The organism is Paenibacillus sp. EPM92, assembly GCF_016586185.1.
Lineage (GTDB): Bacteria > Bacillota > Bacilli > Paenibacillales > NBRC-103111 > Paenibacillus_G > Paenibacillus_G validus.
The window spans coordinates 119,671-144,216 of record NZ_BCPS01000081.1 but is presented as its reverse complement, the minus strand read 5'-3'; the positions used below and the strand labels follow the sequence as shown (position 1 = coordinate 144,216).

Sequence of the window (24,546 nt, the reverse complement as noted above, 5' to 3'; positions counted from 1 at the left end):
ATGCATGTTTTACGCAAGTATTCCAGTTGGATCATGATCACACAACTATGTAGTGATGTCCGCCAAAGAAGCTGGTTAAATACCGTGAGGGCTGCCACATGGCAGTCCTTTGCTGCGCTAACGGACAGACCTCAGCCTCATTATAGCGCTTTCTATTCAATTGAAAATTCAAAAACCGGTTGACAACAAACAACTAAGATATTAGTATATCAGATATAAGGAGGTGATGTGGCCTCACTATAGGAAAATACCAAAAGGAAAGCAGGTGTTATCAAAGCAGAGCATTAATCGATACCCGCGTTCAGCAGAAAAAAGCGGTTGCATAGAAAAGGAAATTATGGTATTCTATTACTAAGATACTAGTATACCAAAAATGAGGTGAACCATGGGAGAGAAGGTCGGCATGTGGTCACAATTAGCGGGTGTCCCTTTAAAACAGGACTATATCAATGTAAAAGGAATTAGAACGCGCATATTGGAAGCAGGAGAAGGAGATCCTCTCATCTTCGTTCACGGTACGGGTGGACATCTTGAAGCATATGCCAGGAACATAGGGAGACTGTCGGAAGACTTCAGGGTAATCGCTTACGATATGGTTGGACACGGATATAGTGACAAACCTGATAGACCGTACACCATCGATTATTTGAGTGATCATCTGGTTGGTCTGGCGGAGGCTTTGGGATTGCAGAAATTCAATCTATCCGGGGAGTCATTGGGAGGATGGGTCGCGGCTTGGACAGCCGCTCATTACCCGGATCTGGTCGATAAAGTGATTCTAAACACTCCCGGTAATATTACCAATAAGCCGGAAGTCATGAAGAAAGTAAAAGATTCCACAATTAGCGCTGTAGTGGAAGCGACTTATGAAAATGTAAGATCGCGGTTGGAGTGGTTGTTTCTTGATAAGAGTTTTGTGACGGATGAACTGGTGAACATTCGTTATCAGATATATACCCAACGGGAGTTTAAAAGGGCAGTCTACAATATTGTGTGTCTACAGGATTGGGAAGTCAGGAAAGATTATGCCTGGGGGCCTGAATGGTGCGGAAAGATCAAGTGTCCAACTTTGCTGTTATGGACAGATAACGATCCCACAGGGACGGTTGATGAAGCATTCATATTAAAGTCATGGATACCTAGCAGCCAGTTATATGTAATCAGCGAAGCCGGCCACTGGCCGCAATGGGAGAAGCCTGGAGAGTTCAATGACGTACATCACAGATTTCTTAAGGAAGGAAGATTGTAAACATGGGGGCAAGAAGAGGAACGGACTATATACAAAGGTTGAAGGACAATCCTCCGGAAACTTGGATCGGCAATGAACAAGTAAAGGATCCAACAACCCATCCGCTTGTAGCGCCGGCTGTAAAATCGATAGCACGACTGTATGATTCACAATGGGAAAAGGATAAGCGTTCTTATATGTTGTCGAAATCACCTAAAACGGGCGACCTAATCGGTACCTCTTTTCTTGTTCCGAAGTCGAAGGAAGATCTGGTCCGCCGCCGGTTGATGCATAAAGATTGGGCGGAAGAAACGTTTGGGATGATGGGGCGCTCCACTGATTTTATGAGCGCCATGCTGACAGCATGGTATATCCATGCGGATTTCTTTGGCCCTTACGCGGATAATGCCCGGAATTATTTTGAATATGTACGGGAAAATGATTTGTATTTAACCCATGTGCTGATAGATCCTCAGGTAGATCGCGGTAAGGCGCCGTCTGAACAGCCGGATGAATTCACATATCTGGGAGTCGTAAGAGAAACGGATGCCGGTATTATTGTTCGCGGGGCCAAAATGCTGGCTACCGCAGGCCCATATGCGGATGAGATGCTTGTGTGGCCGTTCCATTTGCGAAAACCAACCGAAAAAGATTACAAATATGCAATTTCCTTCGCGCTTCCTCTAAACACCCCCGGCGTACGATTAATTGCCCGAGAGTCTTTCGTCCGCCAATCCGTATTTGACCATCCGTTGGCTTCGCGGTTTGATGAACTGGATAGTGTAGTTGTATTTGATGATGTGCTGGTTCCATGGGAGCGAGTGTTCATCTATCAGGATGTTGAACGTGTAAACACGATTTGGAAACTAAATTCAAACGCATTTACGGGGCATCAATCCGCTATCCGTTTGCAAGCTAAGCTGCAGTTCCTGGCTGGACTCGTCATGAGAGCGACCGAAATGGTGAATACCAATCAATTTCCTCATGTTCAGGATATGATAGGTGAAATAACCACCTATATTGAATTAATTAGAGCAGCGGTACATTCTTCAGAAGCTACCAGCGAACAAAGTCCTGACGGCATCTATTTACCGAATGTTACTCCTTTGTATGCGATTCGAAATTCGGGTAACCGTTGGTACCCCCGCGTCAGGGAGATCATTCAGTTTGTGGTCGCAGGCGGGTTGATGTATCAACCGGCAAGTGTGGATGTGTTTAATAGTCCGATTGCAAGTGATGTCCGCAAGTATTATCGGGGAGCCGAAGTGACAGCCGAAGAGAAAGTGAAGCTGTTCAAAGCCGCTGCGGAGATTGCTGTTTCAGACTTTGGATCTCGCCATGAATTATATGAGCGCTTCTATGCAGGGGATCCGATGTTCCTGCGTATTCAAACACAATATTCCGGTTATGACAAACGGGAACCTTTGGCTCTGGTAGACAAAATGCTTGCATCGTATGGGATTGAAAATAACAGCAAATTATAGGTGGGATATGCATATGGATTTAAAAGGAAAGAAAGCGTTGGTCACAGCTTCAAGCTCAGGTATTGGTAGAGGGATTGCGGAACGGCTTGCAAAAGAGGGAGCTACCGTATTTTTAAGCGGTATTGAAAGGGATCTGCTTCCACAAACAGCACAGGAAATTCACAGGGAAACAGGTTCGCAAGTGTTTTACCAACCCTCCGATTTCACAAATCCGGCTTCGGTAGATGAATTGGCGAGCGCAGCAATTGCCGAAATGGGCGGCATTGACATCCTTGTCTACAATACCGGAGGCCCAAAACCGGGCAGCTTTCTCAACTTGAGCAGTTCCGATTGGGATTTCTCTTATCGTCTAATTCTGGATGCTGCAATTCGTCTGACAAGAGCGGTGTTGCCTGGCATGCAGGAAAATCAGTGGGGACGTTTAATATATATGACATCATCCTCTGTGATTCGTCCGCTGCCTAACCTTCACTTGTCCAATGTAATGCGGGCTGGTGTTAAAGCGCTTTCAGAATCGCTCGCTTGCGAAGTAGGGCCTTACGGCGTGACAACTAATGTGATTGCGCCAGCTCATATCGATACGGATCGCATCCGGCAAATCGCTGATTACAGAGCGAAACAAGCAGGGATACCTCTAGAAGAGGTTCTTAGGCAAGACCAGGAGAGCATTCCTGTCGGACGGTTCGGCAAGCCGGATGATGTGGCCTCCCTCGTAGCATTTCTTGCTTCGGAGCACGCTTCCTTCATAACAGGTCAAACCCATGTTATTGACGGGGGGTTCACCATTGTAAGTCCACTCTGAACTGGGGAGGTAAAGAAATGCATCATGGGAACAAACCGACAAGCGAACAAAAACTGAATTCTTTCTTTGCCAATTTAAAAAAGTTGAAACAGCGTGACCATCAAGAAATTTCTTCCGATGGTCTGGTCGTGCACTCCGAAGACGCAATTTGGCTTGATAGCCAAGCAACAGGGAACCCAAGTGAAATTGGAATTTTAGTAGATATTCCTGCCAAATCGTTGGAATTTTATTTGCAAAAAATACCGGCAAACAGCAGTTCAGATCTGCAGCGTCATGTTCATGAATCGGTCCATTATGTAATCGAAGGGGAAGGCTATTCGGAAATCGGCGATCAGGTTGTAACGTGGTCAAAGGGAGATTTTGTTTATACTCCTCCATGGATTTGGCATCGACACTACAATCCGCATTCTGCTGAAGTACAAATGCTGTTGGTTGAAAACTCCAGAGCCTTGGACGCACTTGACGCTAATCGCCGGGAAAGTCTAGGGATGGTTAGTTTTGAACAATATTTTAAAAATAATAGCGTGAAAAATTAAGGAGGTATAGGAAATGGGGATTTTTAAATTTGCCAACGGAACAATTAATGTCATCGATTTAGCAAAATCAATTGAATTCTACCGCGATATTATCGGATTGCATGAAATTGCAAGAGAGAAAGATACGGTTTATTTCGGCTGTGGGGCTGATCATAACTATGACCTAGCCATTAAACAAGGTGGAACAGGTTTAGACCTTTTTGCACTGCAGGTAGTGAACGAAGAGGATCTCAGCTATTTTGAGAAAAAACTGTCATCACTGGGCGTACCCAGTCAACGTTTGACGGATCCGGAACCAGGGAAAAAGGCAGCGCTGCGGTTTGCGGCCCCCTCGAATCACCAAATGGAACTGGTACTTCTGGATCACCGGCCCAAATACATTCATCCTGTAGTGGGCAATAAAGGAAGCAGAGGTCTTGGTTTGCTGGATGCCGATCATATCACGGTACATACCAAGGACGTCAACGGATTTGTGCAATTTTTGAAAGATGCTCTTGATTTTAGCGTCTCCGATGTGTTCGAGCCGGCGCCCGGCATATGGGGAGCAGCGTGGACGCATGCTTCCGATTACCATCATGACGTGGCTGCGATAGGCACTCCGGAACATACGACCCTGCATCATTACGCATTTCAGGTAAACGGTTTAGAGGATATGAAGCGGGCCGCAGATTTGCTCGCGCAGGCCGGTTATAAAATTGAAGTTGGTCCGGGAAGACATTCGGTAGGCGGCAATCTGTATACGTATTTTATGGATCCGAGCGGAAACCGAATGGAGCTGTCTGCTGAAATGCCAAGAGCGGATCACGCTATTTCCCATAGAGTGTGGGAGGATTTCCCGACCGCATTCAGTTCATGGGGGGCATTTCCAGTCGAATCATTCGGTAAGGGGTCTTGAGGCATTTAATTGAAATTCATGGAGAAACAAAACCGCAGTGTACTTGGACTCAAATCTGTAATCGCTTTCATTTTGATCGATTGGATTGGCCTAACATCGGTTTGGTGCTTGAAAGAAACGGTAATGTTACCGGTACGGCTGCTGGTGCAGCCGTGCTGGGACACCCGGCCCGTGCGGATGCTTGGTTAGCCAATAAATGGTCGGAATATTTGATTATAGAAGATCAATTCGCCAAAATTATAATTGCCCATGTGGCGTGAAGGAGACAGTAGGATGATTTTACGACTGGGACACACGGAACTTTTCGTTACCGATTTGGAAAAGGCCAGGGAATTTTATGTTGATGTATTGGGCTTTCGCGAACATGATTCTGACAAGCAGCATATATACTTGCGGGGGGTAGACGAGTTCGATACCCATACGCTTACGCTTACGAAAAATAGCTACAGTGGACTAGGTCATTTCGCTCTGCGGGTTTCGGATCCTGAAGATTTGGAACGATTGGCTTACCATCACAAAAAATTGGGAATTCCGTATACGAGGGTACCCGATGGTGCCGAGCCCGGGCAAGGTGCTTCATTGCGAATCGTGGAACCGAACGGACATCCGATTGAATTTTACCACGACATGCAACAAATTGATATATTTGACGAAACCGGGCGGTTAAAAAGATTGCCGATGCGTTTTACTCATACGGATAAAGGAATTCCACCGCTGCGGATCGATCATGTCAATTTGCGTGTAGCCAGTGTTGACAAGGCATTAAATTACTGGAGAGACGAATTGAATTTTAGTGTTTCTGAATATGTGGAGCGGGACGGAGAAACTTTCGCAGCGTGGACCCGGCGTTTCCCTGGTACGCACGATGTCGCACTTGTGAAAGCAAGCGGAGCGGCATTGCATCATGTGGCGTACACGGTGCAGGGGCCGGCTGAAATTATTCGAACCGCCGATCTGCTGGCTGATGCCGGCTATCAAGATTCGATTGAATACGGACCGGGACGACACGGTTTGAGCAATGCGTTCTTCTTGTACATCCGCGATCCGGATGGGAATAGAATGGAAATTTATACCGGGGATTATTTACGGGATCTAGATATGCCGCCTGTAAAATGGACCTGGGAGGATTACAGCACCAGAGGAAGACTTTGGTGGGGAGCCGCTCATCCTGAACGATTCCAGGAAACAAGACCGGTCAACCAGAATTGGCTGTAACAGGCAGCAGGCTGCTGAGATATCCGTTCATTTCACTCTTACGTTTTCCTTGCTGAAAATTAAGACGTTAGGAGGGTTCGGCGCTGGGCTTTGTGTTTCTCTTCCATTGGTTCCCGAGCGGGGTCGTGCCATAGCAGCCGGTTGGTCATATATTGACTATCTATATCCATCTATGTATAATGAAATTATTGAAGTTGTAAGCGCATACAAAATCTCCCGAAACGTTCTAATATTCTAGTATTTCAACTAACTCGCCATTGCTCAACAAACAACAAGCAACCCCAGCGCAGGAACCACCGCCAGCACGATCGCTATCTTACACTACCTTCACAGCAGTATTCTACACACTCAACCAAGCCGCACGCTAAAGTCAGCAAGCAAAGAACAGCTATCCATATCGGAATCCAAGAAAATTAATAACCGATTTAAGATTCTAGAATCTGAACTTAAGTCAAAACGTAAACCGTTGATGAAGAGAAGGGAGCGATTAACAAGTGACAATTCCAAAAAAAGTGGGCGAAGATGTTTGTTTATCGGATGGTACAAAGGTTAAAGATTTGTTGGATTTGGATGAAGGGTATATCTCATCGCGAGTCATCGGTGATCCCGAAATTCATCAGATGGAAATTGAAAAAATATTTTCCGAAATATGGATTCCTGTTGCTCATGAATCTGAAATACCGAATAAAGGCGATTATGTCTTGAGATTTATTGGAAACGAAGAGGTGATTGTTTCGCGTTCAGAGGCGGGTGTCGTCAACATTGTACTGAACGCTTGTACGCATAGAGGTTCTCCTGTATGCCGCTCGGAAATGGGAAACTCTTCCCATTTCAGATGTCCTTACCATGGATTTACGTTTAAACAGAATGGAGATCTCATCGGAGTTCCGGCCCATAAGGAGGCCTTCGGTGATGGCTTTGATAAAAGTCAGTACAGTCTGGTAAAGGCGAGGGCCGCCACCTATGCAGGGCTTATTTTTGGGACCTTTAACGAATCAGCTCCTCCTTTAGAAGAGCAGCTGGGAAGCTTGAAGTGGTACCTGGATATGATGCTGCAGCACACGAATGAGGGCATGGAAGTGATCGGAGCACCACAGCGTTGGACCGTAAAGTCGAACTGGAAGCTAGGTGCCGACAACTTTGTTGGGGATGCTTATCATACATTTATGACCCACCAGTCAGCTGTGCAATTAAAGCTTGTTCCGAGTGGGGATCCGAAGTTTGCGTTCTATGGCGTACATGTTTCTTGCGAGAATGGAAATGGTCTTGGATTGATCGGCGGTCCACCCGAATATGAGCTTCCGCCTTTCTACGGCGTTCCCCAAGATATCGTCGAAAAGATTGAACAGAAATTAACACCTGAACATCAAAAAGCGTTTAGACGACTCGCTTATATTCATGGAAACATATACCCGAACATGTCGTTTGGATATTTCTCTTGGGCAACGGAAGATGGAAAGCATCCGGGTTCCTATTTGACATTAAGACAATGGGTACCGAAAGGACCGCATGAAATGGAAGTCTTCTCTTGGGTGCTTATCGAGAAAGAAGCGCCGGATTGGTGGAAAGAGCTTGCAAGAGAGACGTATGTCCGAACATTTGGATCGAGCGGTATGCTGGAACAAGACGATACGGAAATGTGGAAAAACATTACTCGGGCCACAAAGGGATATATAGCGCAATCGAAATTAAAGTTTATTTATCGCATGGGTATTGATCGAAAGCCCGAGCAAGGCGATTGGCCAGGGCCAGGAACGGTTTATCAAGGGGATTACAGCGAGGCTAACCAATTGAACATTTGGCATCAATGGCAAAAACTGTTGACTGGCAGCAATGATTGATCATCGTTCAACACGAATTGGAAAATAACATGCAGAGGAGGAGAGTACATGCATTCTACCAGCATTAGAATCGGAAATCCTGTTTACTTCGAAATTGTGGAATTTCTACAAAATGAAGCAGAAGTACTGGACAGCGGGGACTTTCGGGAATGGTTAAACATGTTAGATCAAGAGATTCAGTACATCATGCCTGTAAGGACGAATCGCGAGCGAGTACACGGAGAAGGTTTTATTGGAAATATGTATCACTTTGAGGAGAACTTTGCTTCTCTGAGGAAAAGGGTAGAGCGGTTTGAGACGGAATTTGCTTGGGCGGAAGATCCGCCGTCTCGTACAAGAAGGTTTATCAATAATGTTCGTGTCGAGCAAACGGCTGAACATGAATTTAAAGTAAAGAGCTACCTTCTTCTAACCCGCAGCCGTGGTAACGAACCTGAATATGGCCTTATTACTTGTGTTCGTAACGACATCCTGACGCGTGCCGGGCAAGAAATTAAATTAAAAACAAGAGAAATACTGATCGATCAAACGACATTAGGGATGGACAATATAGCGGTCTTTTTCTAAATCTGATGGTTCAGCAATGATTCTGAGATTGGATATGAATCCACTGGGAGGAACCGAAGTTGACAAATCGATTAGCAAACAAAGTCGCGTTTATTACGGGGGCAGCAGGAGGTCAAGGGCGAGCGGCGGCAGTTGTTTTTGCCCGTGAAGGAGCGAAAGTGGCGGCCATCGACATGGATGCGAATGGTCTCCAGGAAACGGTCAGGCTAGTAAGCGAAGCAGGTGGTGAAGCCATCGCTATTGAATGCGATGTTACCCATGAAGAACAAGTCAAGCAAGCGATTCAAAAGACGGTGGATGCTTTTGGGAAGTTGACTACGATTTACAACAATGCAGGGATTGCTCATAAAAACTTTATGATATCGGTAGAAGACACAAGTGTGGAAGAATGGGATAAAATTCAAAATGTAAATACAAGAGGGTTGTTCTTTGTATCGAAGTATGGCATTGCTGAACTATTACGCGCAGGTGGTGGAACTATAATCAATACAGCATCCACAGCTGCCTTAATCAACAGTCCAGGCGGTCCTTCCTATTCCGCATCTAAGGGAGCCATCATTTCGTTTACGCGTCAAGTCGCTGCATCCTATGCGAGAAAAGGGATTCGCGCTAACGTCATTGCCCCGGGGTATGTAATTACAGCGATGACGAAGGCCATGGAAGAAGTTTTGCCAGAGTTAGACAAAGTGGCTTCCGAAGCAACTCCCCTTGGCAGAGGAGCACAGCCGGAAGAAATTGCGAATATTGCTCTTTTCCTGGCTTCCGACGAATCTTCGTTTGTCACAGGTTCTGTGATTGTCGCCGACGGAGGATTGACGATCGTTTAAAACCAGTTAAGGGAGTGGTTTCCATGTGGTTAGTTCAATTAGGTATAAAAAAATCGATGGATCAAATCGATCCGTCATGGTTTGAACAACATAATAACCGCAATCAACAATTACGCGAAAAAGGCGTCATAGCGGCTAACGGGCCCTTTGCCGATGGAAGCGGCGGTTGTATTGTTTACAACTGCTCAAAAGAGGAATTTGTGTCCATTATCGAATCCGACCCCTTAGTTGTCAATGGCGTTGTTGACTACGAGTACAAAGAATGGAACGCTGCGTTTTAAGCGAAATCAGTAGCGGTCTGTACTTGCGTAACTCATAGAAAGGAGGAGGAAAATGCCAGCCGAACCGCAAATTATAGTGGGTAATGAGTTTACCCAAGTGCTCATTAAGAAGGTATATACAAGAAACGGAGAGAGGTTGGAAATTACTTCGCCAAAGTTAAATCAATCGATTCTACTCGATCCGTTAGCCCTTGAAAGCTTGACCTGGCAGGAGCCTGAAGTGTTTACGGAATTTTTAGCTAAACCATTCGGTAAATAAGGCTAAATATGAACAAGTAGCCGTGTCCTTCGTAGATCTCTTTAGATCTACAGGACACGGTTTACTATTATTGACATAAAATACCTTAATTTGAGAAATTTATGATAAAGAGTTATAATATCCTATTATGTTGAGAAGCTTTACATGGAGGACGTCGCAGTGAATAAAATGGACCTATCCTTGTCCAAAACCATTCGAACCTATGAATATATAAAAGATGGCCTGAAGTCCGGAAGATGGGTTTTTGGGGATGAAATATCGGTTGTTGAAGTAGCAGATGAGCTTGAGGTTTCCAGGCGTCCTGTCATCGATGCTCTAAAGAAACTGGAAGCGGAGTATTTTGTTGAAATTGTTCCGCAAACCGGGTGTCGTGTAAAGAAGTATTCACAGGATGAAATGGCTGACCATTTTTTGACGGTTATGGCCCTGGAGGGAATGGCAGCTTATTTGGCTGCACAAAGAAGAGAAGACCGGGAGGTCAATGAATTATATTTGATCAATGAACAACTGGAAAAAGTGATTAATGAAAGATTTTCCAGGGATAGGTATTTTCATGAGAACCGGGAGCTGCATTATGTGATTTTGAAAATGTCCAGATCGGAAAAGCTGTTAAGTATGACGAAGAGTCAATGGGATTTAAATGATTTTTTCCTTTGCAACATCCCTTTATTTGAACAAAATCTAAACCGTACAATCACTGAGCATGAGATGATCATTGAAAAGATTGCAGATAAAGACGCTGTAGGTGCACGGACATTAATGGAAACGCATATTCATACCTTTGCAACACTCGTTCAAAAGAAAATCGTGCCGAACTCAGCGGGCTCGAGATCGTCGGCTACTGATTCACAACGCTGACCGGACCGGCACCCTCGTTCAAGTTATCTGCGATTGTCAGGATAACAGGGCAATGATCGCTGCCTGTAACATGGGCATCAATCTGTGCGTCAAGTAAGGAGGGAGCAAGTCTTGAAGAGGCGAGGAAGTAATCGATTCGCCATCCGATATTCCGCTCTCTCACCTTAGGCATATGCGACCACCATGTATAGGCATCTGCCTGGTCGGGGTAGAAATGTCTGAAGGTGTCGATAAAGCCGGCATCCAGCAATTGGGTCATTTTGCTTCGTTCTTCCGGGGTAAAGCCAGAGTTGTTACGATTGGACTTCGCATTCTTGAGGTCAATCTCGTGGTGGGCCACATTGAGATCACCACAAATAATAACAGGCTTATGTGCATCCAACTGCTGAAGGTAGCTTCGGAACCGGTCTTCCCATTCCAGTCGATATTCCAGCCTGGACAGATCGCGTCTTGCATTCGGCGTGTATACATTGACTAAATAGAAGGCGTCGAACTCCAGCGTGATGATCCGCCCCTCAGGTTCTTGATCCTCCTCCAAGCCGAATCGTACGGAAAGCGGTTTGATCTTTGTTAATACAGCAGTTCCGGAATACCCCTTCTTAACGGCGTAATTCCAATACTGATCATACGCCGTACCATATTCCAGACGAATTTGCCCTTCTTGCAGTTTCGTTTCTTGAATACAGAAAATATCGGCGTCCATTTTTGTAAAGTAGTCGTTAAATCCTTTATTCACACACGCCCTTAAACCGTTAACATTCCATGATACCAGCTTCATTGTCGTTCATCTCCTTGCAGCGCACGTTTCTAGTAGTATATCATATTTAGACATGCCCACGGTTGCATGGATAGTAAAAAGGATATGATATCTATAACATCGAATTTCAAATCAAGTCGGTTGATAATGGAGTGAGCAGAATGAGAGAATGGATACTGGCCCTGCTGGCAGGGCTTATCGTTGGATGCATTTTTAAGCTGCTCAAATTACCGCTTCCAGCCCCGCCTGTCCTGCCCGGGATACTGGGCATCGTAGGCATATATTTGGGCGGTATCCTCACGCAGCGCTTGTTGGAATGGTTGAAATGATAGACCCGCGTAAAATAGAACTTGGACACGAATAGTATGGTGCGTCAAGTTACCGGAAATCTGGAGGGACCGGGCTATGTCCGTAAAACAAACGCTTGTACCCAACAAGAACCTGGACGAGAACTGGGTCTACCTGATGATCGCAGCTCGCGATTCAGGGCTTTCCACGGAGGAAGTCCGGCAATTTTTCCGCGAATGCAAACAAAACGAAGATGATGATGAGCTGAAACGTTAACTTCAAGAGAGAAAAAAGCTGCGCAGGTAAACAAAATTTTTTTAACCTGTATTGATAGCGCTTACATGGTTATGATATAAAAAATAATCATCCACACTATGAACATTTTTTGTTAAAATATTGTTATACTGCAGGATGACAAAGGGGTCACTACCATGATTGGCAAGAAAGTCAAGCAGCTGCGCTTGGAACAAGGCTTTACCCTTACCGAATTGGCAGAGAAAGCGGGGGTAGCGAAATCCTATTTGAGCTCGATCGAACGCGAGGTCCAGTCGAATCCATCGATCCAGTTTCTTGAAAAGATTAGTGCGGTGTTGGGCGTTCCGCTGGAAACGTTTATTCAACATCACCCCCATCCTCATGAGCAGTTGGATGAGGAATGGCTTGGTCTGGTAAGAGAGGCCATGGATTCGGGCATCAGCAAAGAGCAGTTTGTGGAATTTTTGGAGTATAACAAGTGGCGCAACAGGCAGAAACGCTCCGAGGAATGATAGAGATAAAGCTGGTGCGGGCGAGTGAATGGTTGTACCAATGCCCCTATAACCTATGAGTTTCCGCTCATCGGCTATGGGGGCATTTTTGCTGCTTTAAGCTGTGCGCCGGTAAAGTACGGCTATGGTTGGGAAACGTGATCGTCAATCTGATGAAAAGCGTCCTTCATCAGGTCGTAGCTTTTCTTGAGGCGCTCGACGTACTGGACCTTGTTCCAGGCAGGCCATGTATAGGCCGGCAGCTTGGAGACAGGGTATTCGGCGCCGGCGTCTTTCACCAATCCGCGGACGGAACCGTCCGAGCGCTGAACGATCCAAGGAAGCAAGCGAATCCCTTGGGTTGTCGTGGCTGCCAGTTTACCATCCTTCTCGCCGTAGCTCATGACCTGCAGGGAACTGGGGTCGGTGAAACCGAGCAACATCCAGGGGATACGCATCTCTACGACGCTGCCCTTGGCCTGCCACATGGTTAAGGAATTGAAGTCCGCCGAGGCCGGATCCGTCGATCCGCGCTTCAGCATCCCGGCAGGTACATCCTGAAACGGATTGTACCGGGTGGAATCCGGCGGAATCTGCTCCAGACCCACGGCCAGCTTCCACGGGTTAAATATACCGGAATCGTCTTTCATGTCCTCGGTCTTGACCTTCAGCATTCCATACTGATTGCCGTATAACCGGGTGTGAAAATCGTAGTTAGATGCGATCTTCACTTGGCTTTCATTGTCTTTTCCGAGCTCAATGAGCGTTTCCAGCCCTTCGTCGAGCTTGGCTCCGCCCAGTTCCTTCGCATGCCGGTTGCCGCCGGGAATCGTATCGACGCCGAAGTAGAGCTTCTCGCGCTCCGGATCAAACGGCTGCTCCAGCTCGCCCGCGATGTAGACGTAGGCCTCGTCATGGGTCATCCAAATGGATTTCCATCCCGGATAGCCGCCCGCGAGCGTTCGCTTCTCGTCCTCTTTAAGCGATTGCCAGTCGCTTGCGTCTCCGTCGATTTGGAGCGTCCCGGCCTTGCCGGACATCTCGGCCACCAGCCCGAAATGTTGTTCGTTCGTCAAGACGTTGTTCCACAGCTTGCGGCGGCTTTGCGGGATTTCGAAGTGCATCGTGTTCCAGGTGCGCTTAAACCACTCGTCCTGCCAGGAAAAGACGATACCTCCCGCCATGCCTGCGCTTGCAATATCCTGCAGGAGAGAGGCGTTGATCTGTCCCTGCTGCGTCTCGTCATGCCCTCCTTGATGCCGGTCTTTATTGGCCAGATGTCCGATTCCCAAAGAGGAAGGAACGCCGAATTCCGTAATCATAACCGGCATGTCCTTATGGTAGGCCTTCAACTTGGTCAAATAGCTTAAGTAGGTGTTGGCCGTTCCGTCCTTGTCCTTCATATCCATCAATGTTTGATCCAAGAGGAAAAAGTCGGGATAATAAGGATAAGCGTGAAAGGATGCAAAATATCCGGCAGGCCAGTTGTGCGCATTCAGGCGGGTCGCATCGACGCTTACCATATCCTCTTGAACGAGGACCTCGCCGGGATGCTTGAGCGGATCGGTTGTAACCCAATTCGTAAAGGTCAACGGATGCTTCCAACCGTTCTCCGACTCCAGCACCGCCAAATGGTCGAGCATTTCCGCAAGCCAGTTCTCAAAAGGGGAAGCGTTCGGTTTAGCGGAAATGTGGGTGCCTTGGAAGCCGGTCTTGTCTTTATGCAGGTCGTTGGTATTCTGAACCATCTTCGGATCCCATTCCGTCCCGATATGCCACGCCAGCAAATAAGGGCCGGCATTGTAACGGTAGGAGCCGGTCGCCTTGCCGAGCCGCTCCGGAATATCGGCGGTCCCGTACACCGCTCCTACGGCGTAGGTGATTTCGCTTTGAAACTCCGAGTAAATCGCTTCGAGGTAGGCGTCTTTTGATTCGATCAGCTCATCTTCCGGAGTCCATACGCCCTGAATGAAATAGAGCGGCTGGTCCGCATGACGCTGGTTGTATTCCACAAGCGCTTGATAAAAAATCGGCGTTAGAATCGTATATACCCGAATCGTATTGGCGCCGAGCTCTTGAATTTGTTTGAACCATTCCAAATACTTTTCCTTGCTGATCGGCAGCTCGCCCGGGTCATGCCCGGGAAGCGCAGCACCCACATTGACTCCTTTGACAAAAAAAGGAGTCCACTGCTGCTTATCGTACATCTCGATGTGATCCCCCAGCGTACGGAACTTGATTTGCGATCCGTCCGCGCTTTGGACGCTCTCCACTTTCTTGGTTGGCCAGTAATGCCAGACCAGGAAAAAGGCGACGGACAGCAAGGCAAAGCGCATCAGCCAGGCGATGGGTGAAGTGTTCCCTTTCATGGGCACGAACTCCTTTTATCCACAAGCTAAGTTAGGCGAGCAGCCGCCTGAGGCGCGCTTCAAGCTCCATGGGTGAGAATGGCTTCTTGATCACATCGGCGGCGCCCAGGTCAAAGCATTTGCAAATGTCCTGCTCGACGGTAAGGTCGGTCAGCACGACAACTTTGCACGCCCGGCTCTGGGTTTGCCGGATGCGGTGTATCACCTGGTAGCCGTCGAGTGCAGGCAGCGCCAGCTCTGTGATGACCAGGTCCGGCTGGACCGATTCCACGAGCCGGAGCCCTTCCATGCCGTCATGTGCTGGACGGACATCGTATCCTTGAAGTCCGAGCCGGACGTTCAGGAAATCGAGCAAATCGGCGTTCGGATCGATCATCACGACCGTCGGTGGTTCCGGGGATTGAGGCTGGCCCTGATAAACGGCGATGTCCGATTGTTCTTTCTCATCCAGCAAAGCCAGGAAGTCGATCAAGGTTTCATCGGAAGCGGGAGCGCTCTCCGGGAAGCTGGCAACGGCCATGGCGCCGTTCAACAGTCCGGCATCCTGCAGGTAAGCCTTGACCGACAGAGACACGAAATGGGTGAAAGCCAGCGATTGCCCCGGCAGCAGGATAGTCAATGTCCCTTCATCCGTTTCGTAATTGGCTATAACGGCCAGGTTCTCGTTCTCCTTGGCCAGACGTGTCTCCAAATCCTGAAGCCATATCGGGCTGATGCCGTGCGTTGAAGCTGCGATCAGTCCGCACTCCGTCCAAGGGACGGCTGCTTGAAGGACGCTGTTCATTCGATTGGTTAGACGTTGTGACAAGCGGGAACCGGTTAATAACGCATTGTTCATTGTTCTTTCACTCCATTTCCATTCATATTGAGGTGGCGATCATACGCACATATAGGGGAGCGGCCGTCCATTAGACGGCCTGTGCTTTGGTAGTCTTTTTTGAGGAAGAGGATCCGGCCTGATGGGCCGCTTCATCCTGCCAGCTGCGGCGTACCATGTTGCCCCAAGCATTATTGCGGCGAATATAATCCCACAGTCCGAGCAGCTTCCAGAGTGCATTGATTTGATCGTAACCGACCGCCATTACCACCGATAACCCGATCATGCGCAGCAGGTCGTACGTGCGAATGGGGCGGCGGAAAGCCAATTGTTCAATCAACAGCGACCCGCAAGTAAAGATCATGCCAATAAGCAGATTGACCAGCAGGAAGATAAGGAGCACCGGCAGCTGTGTCATGTCCAGCAATACGTATCCCGCGAGCGCCGCCAAACCGGACAGCCGGACAAAAGGATTCAGAATCTCGTACACGATGGTGTAGGGCAGGGATAACCAGCCGATCACCTTGTACTTCGGAATGAACAGCATCGCGCGGAATCGGCTGACGTTCCATAAGCTGCCGCGGATCCAGCGGCGGCGCTGGGCGCTGAGCACCTTCAGCGTGTCGGGCGCCTGCGTCCAGCAGACGGCGTCCGGACAAAACACGATCCGGTAGGGCAAATTGCGGTCCAGCATATATTTGTGAAGCTTGATCACGATGTTCATGTCCTCGCCGGGACAGTCCTCTTGATAGCCGCCCACTTTGACCAAGTAATCTTTGCGAAACAGGCCGAAGGCCCCGGACACGATAAGCAGCCCGTTCATAGCGCTCCAGCCGATCCGGCCGCCGAGGAAGGCTTTCATATACTCGACATATTGAAGGGCGGGAAGCCATTTGTTCGACAGCCGGACCGACAGCACGCGGCCGTCCTCAATGGTACTCCCGTTCGCGATCCGGACATTGCCCCCGACAGCAATATGCTGCTCGGGGTTTTCCATATAGACTTTAACCAATCGGATCAAGGCGTCTTTTTCCAGCAGGCTGTCGGCATCGATGGTGGAGACCAGCGGATATTTAGCAACATTAATACCGGCATTCAGCGCATCGGCTTTACCGCCGTTCGCTTTGTCGATGACGACCAGTCTGGGATAGAGGGGGTTGCGGTACGCTCCCCGGATCGGTTTGGATTGCACCAGAGGACGGAAGCCGGTCAGACGGGTCGGCTTCAATTCGAACGTATCCACCAGCACTTGAAGCGTCCGGTCGGCTGAGCCGTCATTGATGACGACGACTTCATACATGGGAAATTCCAGCGTCATTAAGGAACGCACGCTCTCGATGATGGTCAGCTCCTCATTATAGGAGGGGACCAGAATCGATACGGGAGGGACGTATTCCGAGCCTGCCAGCTCCCGGAAGCGCGAGTTCATGGTGCTTTTGACAATGGAGAGTATCTTCTGATGGGAGATCGCGAGTATGAATAAGTGCAGTAAACTGGATCCGATAATCAGATAAAAGGCAATGATTCCGTAGTTCAGCAAAAACGATCTCATCCGGGTCCCCTTTCTACGAGCTGATCCGGGGCCTATGGGATGGCCGGGACGCGCCGTGTTCACCAAGTGTTCGCCGGAAAATGAAATTCAGCCGGTTGTAGTGAGGCATTTGCAGCGCCTCCTGTGAAGCCGAAACCTCCGCTTGGTTCAGCTCTTCATGCACAGCCTCCCAGGCGGACTCGCGGGAGGCTCCGTTCTCGGAGCTGCAGGCCGTCTCGCACAATGCCTCAAAACCGGCGGAGCCGAGCTTGGATAAGCTTCTGGCGCTGTAATAGCGGACCCACCATTCCTCGTCGGCCATACTGCGGGTGAGCGCTTCGAGATAAAAGTCAAGCTGCTGTTCGCCCACGGCCTTGGCCGCAGCGGCACGGATTTCCCAATCCGGATGGCGGATCAGCTCGCCGATTCGCTCGAGCGGCAGCAGGTGAGGATACTGCAGGAACATTTTTGCCGCTTTGACCCGGATTTCTTTATGCCCGGACATGATCAACCGGTCCAATGCGCCGAACACATGCGGATCGTTTCGTCCGGAAAGACTGATCAAAGCCACCGTGAGCACCGCTTCGTTATTTTCGCTGCGAAGCAGCTCGGCAAAGAGCGGTGCCGGATCTAAGGAAGAAGAGGCGATAGTATCGGCGATAAGCTGATGAGCCTTGGGATGGTGTTCGGTAAGCAGCTGCATCAGGCGGCGCAAATCCTCGAGCGTTGCGGCGCACTTGGCGGCGGCGCGTCCGACGACGAATGCGGTCGGTTCGCTGCCTTCCCGTTCCAAGAGATTCAGCAGTTCACCGGTACATTCGGCCGCCCGCATGACACCCAAATGATAAGCGGCTTCCATGCGTACCCCGTGCCTGGAGCTGCGCAGCCGCTGACGCTCCAGCTCCACAAGTCCCAGATCCCGGCAAAGGGCGGTAAGCTTGCCCCGCTGCTCGCCGTCGATCGCCTCGATCCACTGCAGCAGCTTCGACTGAATGGCTTTCAGCTCTACGGGGGTCAAACGCCCGGGGGGCGGGAACAGCGCGTCCGCCCCGTGCATGTTGGCGCTAAGGTAAGTAAAGTAATCCTGATGCTTTTCCAGGCTTTGTTTCATTCGTTCGGTGATGGTCCTGTGCCGGCTCCGCAGCAGGAATAGTGCGGTAAAACCGCCGGCGATCGTCAAGCTCAAAGCGGTCAACACGGAGTCGGCCTGGTCTAATGGCTCCATCCACATACGGTTTATCCTCCTTACTCTCTATCCGTGCGTGTTCAGCTTGGCTACTCGACCGTTACGCTTTTCGCCAAATTGCGAGGTTTGTCCACGTCATTCCCCCGAATCGAAGCCGTGTAGTAAGCGAGCAGCTGCAGCGGCACCACGGCAAGGGCAGGCGCCAGCAGGGAATAGGTGCGCGGCACGTAGATCACTTGATCTGCGGTTTTCTCCAGCTCGGTTTGACCTTCCAAAGCCAGCGCGATCACGTAAGCGCCCCGTGCCTTGACTTCCTTGATGTTGCTCGCGGTTTTCTCCAGCAGCAGCTCCTGGGTTGCCAGCGCAATGACCGGCGTGCCTTCTTCAATCAGCGCCAAGGAGCCGTGCTTCAGCTCGCCCGCGGCATACGCCTCCGAATGAATGTAGGATATTTCCTTCAGCTTAAGCGACGCTTCCATCGCCAGGCTGTAGTCGAGTCCGCGGCCGATAAAGAAAAGGTGATTCTGATTCGAAATCTGCTCGGCGATCTGGCGGACCGGTTCCAGGCCTTCCAGCATTTCTTCCACTTGGGAAGGCAGCCGTTCCAGCATGGCAATCAGCTCGATGAGCGAGGCTTGGTCCAGCGTCTCCATGGACTGGGCCATGAACAGACCGAGTAAATAGAAGGCGATCAACTGCGAGCTGTAAGCTTTGGTCGAGGCGACGGCGATCTCGGGACCGGCCAGTGTGAACAGGACATCGTCCGCTTCGCGGGCCACCGAGCTGCCGATTACATTCGTGATGGCCATGACGCGGGCGCCGCACTGCCTGGCCTCGCGCATGGCGGCCAGCGTATCCGCGGTTTCTCCCGATTGACTGACGGCGATGACGAGCGTGTTCTCGCGGATCACGGGCATCCGGTAGCGGTACTCGGAGGCGAGGTCGACTTCAACCGGAATGCGGGTCAGTCGTTCGATGACGGTTTTACCGACGAGCGCCGCATGGTAAGCCGTGCCGCAGGCGACCATATGGATCTGCTTCAGACCGCGGATTTGCTCTGCGGACAGCGTCATGCCGGGAAGCACGATTTCCTTCCCCTCGTTGATTCTTCCGCGCATCGTATCCTGGTAGGCGCGCGGCTGATCATGAATTTCTTTGAGCATGAAGGTATCGAACCCGTTCTTCTCCGCCATCATGAGATCCCAATCGATGTGGAACAGCTGCTTGGCGATGAAATTGCCCTCAAGCGTCATCAGTTCGACCCCGTCCCGCGTCAGCACGGCCATCTCGCCGTCATTCAAAATGTAAACATCGCGCGTATATTCCAGAATGGCCGGAATATCGGAGCCGATGAAATTTTCACCTTGTCCGACGCCGATAATGAGCGGACTGGCCCAGCGGACCGCAACCAGCTTGTCCGGCTCGTGCTCGGAAAGCACGGCGATGGCGTAGGCGCCCCGCACTTGGCTGACGGCCTTCCTGACGGCTTCGGTTAAATCTCCTTCATAATGGTGGGCGATCAGATGAGAGATGACCTCGGTGTCGGTCTCCGACAAGAACCGGTAACCGAGCTGCTCGAGCTCTTCCTTTAATTGCAGGTGATTCTCAATGATACCGTTATGTACAACGGAAATTTTCATGTCGTTGTCGGTATGCGGATGCGAATTGGCATCCGAGGGCTTCCCGTGAGTGGCCCAGCGGGTATGACCGATGCCGGCGAAGCCCGTGAGCGGCTGCGCCTCCAGCCGCGTTTCCAGCTCGCTGATTCTTCCTTTCGTTTTGCGGAGCTCAAGCCCAGCTTCCGTGTGAATGGCCACCCCGGCGGAATCGTATCCCCGGTATTCCAGTTTTTTCAAACCTTCCAATAATATGTTCTGTGAATTCCGGTTGCCGATATAACCTACAATGCCGCACATGATTACTCCTCCTCTTGTTCGCTTTGGCCTACTTGCCATTTTCGAAATTCGATAATGCTCTTCAATTCTTCCCGGCTGATGCCGCAGTTCAGAGCGTCCTGAAACAGGTCATACCACTCCTGCATCACCATGGGATCACGCTCCGGCGTATCGGGTTGAACCAGCTGTTTCAATGAAACGTCCAGCGCGGCCGCAATTTTGTCCAACAAGTGGACGGACGGATTCGAATGAATGTCCCGTTCGATGGTACTCAAGTAAGATTTGGCAACACCAGCGGCCTCCGCCAGTTCAGAGAGCGTTAACCCTCTTTCCATGCGAAGCTTCCTCACTCGTTTTCCCAACATGCTCCATCGGTCCTTTGTTGTAGTTTCCTTGCGCAAAAACACAGGCGTATCGTTCGTCACGACGTTCCTTATAACGAACGAATAATTGGAGTATAACGTAAAAAACGTCAAATTAAAAATTGAACAGCTCGGATTATTCCGTTTTAAAGAACAAAAAACGTGGATTTCCTGCCATATTCTCCAAAATACTACCAAATATCGTTCTTTATAAAGAATCTTTCGTTCGTTATAATGAATTGCGGAATGGAGGTATACCCGTAATTATCAGACATAAGCCGCACCTAATCGATGACAAAGGAGGTTTGGTCATGTCCCAATCCAAAGCGCACGCCGAGCTGGAAGGCTGGGGAAGCCGGCCGGTTCCCATCCGCTATCTGGCCTTGATGCGGCCCCGGCAGTGGACGAAAAATTTGCTCGTGTTTGCTGCCCTGATCTTTTCCATTCAACAGGCGGACATGCACATGCTCGGTCAAGCTTTGGTCGGCTTTGTGCTGTTCTGTCTCGTCTCCAGCTGCGTGTATGTGCTGAACGATTACGTAGACCGGGAACGGGACCGGATGCATCCGGAGAAGAAGAACCGGCCGCTTGCTTCCGGCGCGATTCATCCGCAGGCGGCGCTGCTGTTCGGCTTCGTCCTGCTGACATGCTGCCTGATGCTGGCGTTCCGCTTCCAGGTTGCTTTCGGGCTTGTGCTGTCCGCCTATTTTTGCATGAATGTGCTGTATTCCCTGCGGCTCAAGCATGTCGTGATTGTCGACCTGCTCATCGTCGCCTCCGGGTTCGTGCTGCGCGCGGTAGGCGGCGGTCTCGTCATCGGTGTACCGTTAACGCCGTGGTTCCTGCTTTGCACGATGCTGCTGGCCTTGTTTCTGGCGATCGGCAAACGCAGGCACGAGCTGGCGCTGATGCAGAACGGCATGGGCTCGCACCGCAAAGTGCTGGATTCGTATTCGATGGAGATGCTGAACCAAATGTCGGGGATCGTGACGACGGCGACGATTATGAGCTACGCGCTGTTCACCTTTACCTCGGGCCATACGATCCAGCTGATGTGGACGTTAATCTTCGTGCTTTACGGCGTGTTCCGCTACTTGTATCTGATTCACATGGAAGGAAAGGGCGGCCGCCCGGAAAAGCTGCTGCTTGAGGATAAGCATATTTTGCTGACGGTGATTTTGTACGGATTTTCCGTCGTGTGCATTCTGCTGTTCTTCAATTAATTAAAACAAGCTCGGTTGGGAAGGGAGAAGCTGCGGTGATCCATTATGTATGGTTATTCGTATCCGTATTGCTAGGCGCCGCGGGGCAGGTGCTGATGAAATGGGGCGTCGGTACACCCAAACCGGCGGGCGCCGCCATGTTGTCCTGGTCCTCTATGGCGTCTTATGGGCCGATTGCGGCAGGGCTGGCTTGTTATGGTTTAAGCTCGGTGTTCTGGCTGCTTGCGCTCAAGAAGTTCCCGCTCAGCACCGCTTATCCGATGGTTAGTTTGGGCTATATTGTCGTCATGGTGCTAGGATTTTATTTGTTTCATGAATCGTTATCGATGCAAAAATGGATCGGCGCCGCCTTCATCTCCTTCGGCGTGCTGCTCATTGCGCGAGCATAACGGAAAGGGGGAGTGGATGTGGACATCGGTGCAGGCTTCTTGTATCCGGCGCTGCCTTTCATCGCCTGGCTCGTGTCCGGGACGCTGAAGTATGCGGTGAACAGGGTGCGGCACGGCCGCGATGCCCGGAAGCTGATCGGCAACGGCGGCTTTCCGAGTACGCATACGTCGGTTGTATCGTCTGTCGCCATGCTGATCGGCTTCGATCAGGGCTGGGGGACGCCGCTGTTCGGTCTCGCCGTCGCCTTGACCTACATCGTGATGATCGATGCGGTGGGCATCCGCCGCGCCGTCGGGGAGAGCGCGAAACGCATTAACGAACTGACCCGCGAAATTGCCGCCGCCGGCGGGGCCGGCCTGAGAGAAAGGCAGGGGCATACCCGGTCAGAGGTGCTTGGCGGCCTGGCGGTCGGCACGCTGCTTGCTTGGCTCGCCTCGCAGCTGACGGGTTAGTCCAGGTACATACAAAGATTTTTCGGATAATGGGAGTGGGCATTATGAGAAACCGGATGGCATCTATTAGTTTGGTCAGCGGAATGACGCTCCTGACGCTCAACGTCGCCGCCTTTATGATCCCGGCGCTGCTGTTTCTTGCCGGGCTGCCGGTGATGAAGGCGGACTTTTGGCTCGCGGCGGCTCTGGCCGCCTTGCTCTCCTGGATCGCGTCGAAGAAGCTGGCGGAGGAACAGCACATGAAGGTGTTCGCCATGTCGGCGGGACTGAGCGCTTTGCTGTTTATAGGCGGCTTCGTGGTGTGCGGGTATTTCTACGATCTGTCCTATGACGGCCAGGCTTATCACCAAGAAGCGATCATTCATTTGGCGGAAGGATGGAACCCCGTCTACGATAAGGAAATTTCCATGCCGACGGGCAACAGTATCTGGGTTAACCATTACGCGAAGGCGGCCGAGATTGCCGCGGCTTCCATCTATATGGCAACCGGTCTGCTCGAGCCAAGCAAGGTCATCAACTTGATGATGATGGCGGCTTCCGGCCTGCTCAGTCTGGCGGCGCTGCTGACCTTGAAGCCTGAGAACAAGGTCACCGCTTGGGTGGTGGCCCTGCTGCTTGCGCTTAACCCGGTCAGCGTTTACCAGTCGTTCACCTTTTATGTCGATGGACTGCTGGGTTCGCTGCTGCTATGTCTGCTTGCGCTCGGGTGCTTGATCTTCACCCGTCCGGGCTGGCTGCTGACGACGGTGTATACGCTGGGGATGATCATGATGATGAACCTCAAATTCACCGCCGTCGGTTACGCGGGTGTGCTGACCGTGGGGCTGCTCATTGCCCTGTACATGGGTGAGCAGTTTGCCCGGCTGAAGCATCTGTTTCGCATGGCGGCAGTCGGGGGGCTGATCGGCGTGCTTCTCGTCGGATACAATCCTTACGTGACCAATACGCTCCACTACGGGCATCCTTTTCATCCGCTTGCCGGGGACAATGCCATCGATGTTGTGAAGAACTTTACGCCTCGCAATCTGGAACGGATGAACCGCTTCGAGCGGGTGGCAGCCTCTTACTTCGCCGAACCGATGGGCAACCGCACGGATAAGAAGCCAACGCAGTTCCAATGGCCGTTTATATTCAGCGCCCAAGCGCTGCCGACCTATGCCGAGAATGATGTCGCGGTAGCCGGCTTCGGGCCTTTGTTCAGCGGTGCGCTGCTGCTTGCTCTGCTGGTGCTGGCGTTGGCCTTGCGGCGGCGCCCCGGAATCACCTTGGCTGCCATCGGGGTCATTGCGCTGGTGGTGGTAACTTCCTTGATCAACCCGGCGGCCTGGTGGGCACGCTATGTGCCCCAGCTCTGGACCGTGCCGTTGATTTGCGTATGGCTTGCCCTGTGTGTGAAGGGCTACCGGTTCTTGAACGGCGTCGGCATCGCGCTGGCTGTCGTGATTGCCGCGAATGCGCTGTTGGTCGGCGGCTCGTTCACGACCAGGCAGTGGGCGATGAGCGAGGAGCTCCGCGGCCAGCTGGCGCAGCTGCAGTCGGCGTCCCAGCCGGTGAAAGCTGAGTTTACCTACAGCTGGTCCAACCGGGAACGGCTTAAAGCGTACGGCATCGAATTCAAGGAGGAAACGCCGCTCGTCTGCAGCAGCGAGAAGGTGACGCTGATTAAATCAGGAACCACCCTCTGCGTAGATCAGGATAAACAGGAGATGCAGGTTAAAGCGAAGTAAAGATCAAGGA

Annotated in this window: 27 protein-coding genes; 20 read left to right on the top strand and 7 right to left on the bottom strand. The window is 50.6% G+C overall.

Features of this window, described 5'->3' with window-relative positions; translation table 11 throughout:
• Positions 1–385 precede the first annotated feature (385 nt).
• The 13 genes from JMF85_RS20720 (at position 386) to JMF85_RS20660 (ending at position 10,793) form a co-directional block, all read left to right on the top strand.
• Positions 386–1,249, top strand: coding sequence for an alpha/beta fold hydrolase (locus JMF85_RS20720; RefSeq protein ID WP_127605611.1), 864 nt, complete (start codon positions 386–388; stop codon positions 1,247–1,249).
• 2 nt (positions 1,250–1,251) lie between these two features.
• Positions 1,252–2,712: a 4-hydroxyphenylacetate 3-hydroxylase family protein gene (locus JMF85_RS20715; RefSeq protein ID WP_127605609.1), complete on the top strand. Its 1,461-nt coding sequence runs from the start codon at positions 1,252–1,254 to the stop codon at positions 2,710–2,712.
• A 13-nt stretch (positions 2,713–2,725) separates the two neighbouring features.
• On the top strand, positions 2,726–3,514 hold the full coding sequence (locus JMF85_RS20710) for an SDR family oxidoreductase (protein ID WP_054795256.1): 789 nt from the start codon (positions 2,726–2,728) through the stop codon (positions 3,512–3,514).
• 17 nt (positions 3,515–3,531) lie between these two features.
• Positions 3,532–4,050, top strand: a complete 519-nt coding sequence (locus JMF85_RS20705) for a cupin domain-containing protein (protein ID WP_127605607.1) — start codon at positions 3,532–3,534, stop codon at positions 4,048–4,050.
• A 13-nt stretch (positions 4,051–4,063) separates the two neighbouring features.
• Positions 4,064–4,945, top strand: a complete 882-nt coding sequence (locus JMF85_RS20700; RefSeq protein WP_155614258.1) for a VOC family protein — start codon at positions 4,064–4,066, stop codon at positions 4,943–4,945.
• Positions 4,942–5,205, top strand: coding sequence for a hypothetical protein (locus tag JMF85_RS20695; RefSeq protein ID WP_201318822.1), 264 nt, complete (start codon positions 4,942–4,944; stop codon positions 5,203–5,205). Before JMF85_RS20700 ends, JMF85_RS20695 begins: the two co-directional genes overlap by 4 nt.
• A gap of 13 nt (positions 5,206–5,218) precedes the next feature.
• On the top strand, positions 5,219–6,160 hold the full coding sequence (hpaD, locus tag JMF85_RS20690) for a 3,4-dihydroxyphenylacetate 2,3-dioxygenase (RefSeq protein ID WP_155614260.1): 942 nt from the start codon (positions 5,219–5,221) through the stop codon (positions 6,158–6,160).
• Between the two features lie 494 nt (positions 6,161–6,654).
• Positions 6,655–8,001, top strand: coding sequence for an aromatic ring-hydroxylating oxygenase subunit alpha (locus tag JMF85_RS20685; protein ID WP_201318821.1), 1,347 nt, complete (start codon positions 6,655–6,657; stop codon positions 7,999–8,001).
• Between the two features lie 48 nt (positions 8,002–8,049).
• On the top strand, positions 8,050–8,568 hold the full coding sequence (locus JMF85_RS20680) for an aromatic-ring-hydroxylating dioxygenase subunit beta (protein ID WP_054799067.1): 519 nt from the start codon (positions 8,050–8,052) through the stop codon (positions 8,566–8,568).
• A 59-nt stretch (positions 8,569–8,627) separates the two neighbouring features.
• Positions 8,628–9,395 (top strand): SDR family NAD(P)-dependent oxidoreductase, encoded by a 768-nt coding sequence (locus tag JMF85_RS20675; RefSeq protein ID WP_127605597.1) that lies wholly within the window; start codon positions 8,628–8,630, stop codon positions 9,393–9,395.
• Between the two features lie 23 nt (positions 9,396–9,418).
• Complete coding sequence (locus JMF85_RS20670) at positions 9,419–9,676, top strand: YciI family protein (protein ID WP_201318820.1); 258 nt, start codon at positions 9,419–9,421, stop codon at positions 9,674–9,676.
• A gap of 52 nt (positions 9,677–9,728) precedes the next feature.
• Positions 9,729–9,935 (top strand): hypothetical protein, encoded by a 207-nt coding sequence (locus tag JMF85_RS20665; RefSeq protein ID WP_054795247.1) that lies wholly within the window; start codon positions 9,729–9,731, stop codon positions 9,933–9,935.
• A gap of 168 nt (positions 9,936–10,103) precedes the next feature.
• On the top strand, positions 10,104–10,793 hold the full coding sequence (locus JMF85_RS20660; protein WP_236595944.1) for a GntR family transcriptional regulator: 690 nt from the start codon (positions 10,104–10,106) through the stop codon (positions 10,791–10,793).
• On the opposite strand, the gene JMF85_RS20655 is transcribed toward JMF85_RS20660, so the two are convergent.
• Positions 10,774–11,571 carry an exodeoxyribonuclease III gene (locus tag JMF85_RS20655; RefSeq protein ID WP_054795245.1) on the bottom strand — a complete coding sequence of 266 codons (798 nt, stop codon included), beginning with the start codon at positions 11,569–11,571 and terminating at the stop codon, positions 10,774–10,776. The genes JMF85_RS20660 and JMF85_RS20655 overlap by 20 nt on opposite strands.
• A 140-nt stretch (positions 11,572–11,711) precedes the next feature.
• Between JMF85_RS20655 and JMF85_RS20650 the strand changes: the two genes are divergently transcribed.
• The 3 genes from JMF85_RS20650 (at position 11,712) to JMF85_RS20640 (ending at position 12,605) form a co-directional block, all read left to right on the top strand.
• Positions 11,712–11,879: a XapX domain-containing protein gene (locus JMF85_RS20650; protein WP_127605591.1), complete on the top strand. Its 168-nt coding sequence runs from the start codon at positions 11,712–11,714 to the stop codon at positions 11,877–11,879.
• A 76-nt stretch (positions 11,880–11,955) separates the two neighbouring features.
• Entirely contained in the window at positions 11,956–12,114 is a 159-nt protein-coding gene (locus tag JMF85_RS20645; protein WP_127605589.1) for an anti-repressor SinI family protein, read from the top strand.
• A gap of 155 nt (positions 12,115–12,269) precedes the next feature.
• Complete coding sequence (locus JMF85_RS20640; RefSeq protein WP_054795244.1) at positions 12,270–12,605, top strand: helix-turn-helix domain-containing protein; 336 nt, start codon at positions 12,270–12,272, stop codon at positions 12,603–12,605.
• A 122-nt stretch (positions 12,606–12,727) separates the two neighbouring features.
• On the opposite strand, the gene JMF85_RS20635 is transcribed toward JMF85_RS20640, so the two are convergent.
• From JMF85_RS20635 to JMF85_RS20610, 6 genes are all read right to left on the bottom strand, one after another.
• The gene (locus JMF85_RS20635) at positions 12,728–14,953 is read right to left on the bottom strand and encodes a hypothetical protein (protein WP_236595936.1); all 2,226 of its coding nucleotides are present in this window, start codon (positions 14,951–14,953) and stop codon (positions 12,728–12,730) included.
• Positions 14,954–14,984: 31 nt separating this feature from the next.
• Entirely contained in the window at positions 14,985–15,791 is an 807-nt protein-coding gene (locus tag JMF85_RS20630; protein WP_127605587.1) for a response regulator transcription factor, read from the bottom strand.
• Between the two features lie 70 nt (positions 15,792–15,861).
• Positions 15,862–17,322, bottom strand: a complete 1,461-nt coding sequence (locus JMF85_RS20625; RefSeq protein WP_127605585.1) for a glycosyltransferase family 2 protein — start codon at positions 17,320–17,322, stop codon at positions 15,862–15,864.
• 13 nt (positions 17,323–17,335) lie between these two features.
• On the bottom strand, positions 17,336–18,532 hold the full coding sequence (locus JMF85_RS20620) for a HEAT repeat domain-containing protein (protein ID WP_127605583.1): 1,197 nt from the start codon (positions 18,530–18,532) through the stop codon (positions 17,336–17,338).
• 44 nt (positions 18,533–18,576) lie between these two features.
• A complete protein-coding gene (gene glmS, locus JMF85_RS20615; protein ID WP_054799073.1) occupies positions 18,577–20,403 on the bottom strand; it encodes a glutamine--fructose-6-phosphate transaminase (isomerizing) in 1,827 nt (608 codons plus the stop codon).
• Between the two features lie 2 nt (positions 20,404–20,405).
• On the bottom strand, positions 20,406–20,747 hold the full coding sequence (locus JMF85_RS20610; RefSeq protein ID WP_054795296.1) for a helix-turn-helix domain-containing protein: 342 nt from the start codon (positions 20,745–20,747) through the stop codon (positions 20,406–20,408).
• A gap of 308 nt (positions 20,748–21,055) precedes the next feature.
• Between JMF85_RS20610 and JMF85_RS20605 the strand changes: the two genes are divergently transcribed.
• The 4 genes from JMF85_RS20605 to JMF85_RS20590 are packed head-to-tail and all read left to right on the top strand — an operon-like array spanning position 21,056 to position 24,536.
• The gene (locus JMF85_RS20605; protein WP_054799074.1) at positions 21,056–21,967 is read left to right on the top strand and encodes a decaprenyl-phosphate phosphoribosyltransferase; all 912 of its coding nucleotides are present in this window, start codon (positions 21,056–21,058) and stop codon (positions 21,965–21,967) included.
• 35 nt (positions 21,968–22,002) lie between these two features.
• Positions 22,003–22,356: an SMR family transporter gene (locus JMF85_RS20600; protein WP_054795240.1), complete on the top strand. Its 354-nt coding sequence runs from the start codon at positions 22,003–22,005 to the stop codon at positions 22,354–22,356.
• Between the two features lie 18 nt (positions 22,357–22,374).
• Entirely contained in the window at positions 22,375–22,809 is a 435-nt protein-coding gene (locus JMF85_RS20595; protein WP_397376001.1) for a divergent PAP2 family protein, read from the top strand.
• Between the two features lie 44 nt (positions 22,810–22,853).
• The gene (locus tag JMF85_RS20590; RefSeq protein ID WP_127605577.1) at positions 22,854–24,536 is read left to right on the top strand and encodes a hypothetical protein; all 1,683 of its coding nucleotides are present in this window, start codon (positions 22,854–22,856) and stop codon (positions 24,534–24,536) included.
• The last annotated feature ends 10 nt before the right edge of the window (positions 24,537–24,546 follow it).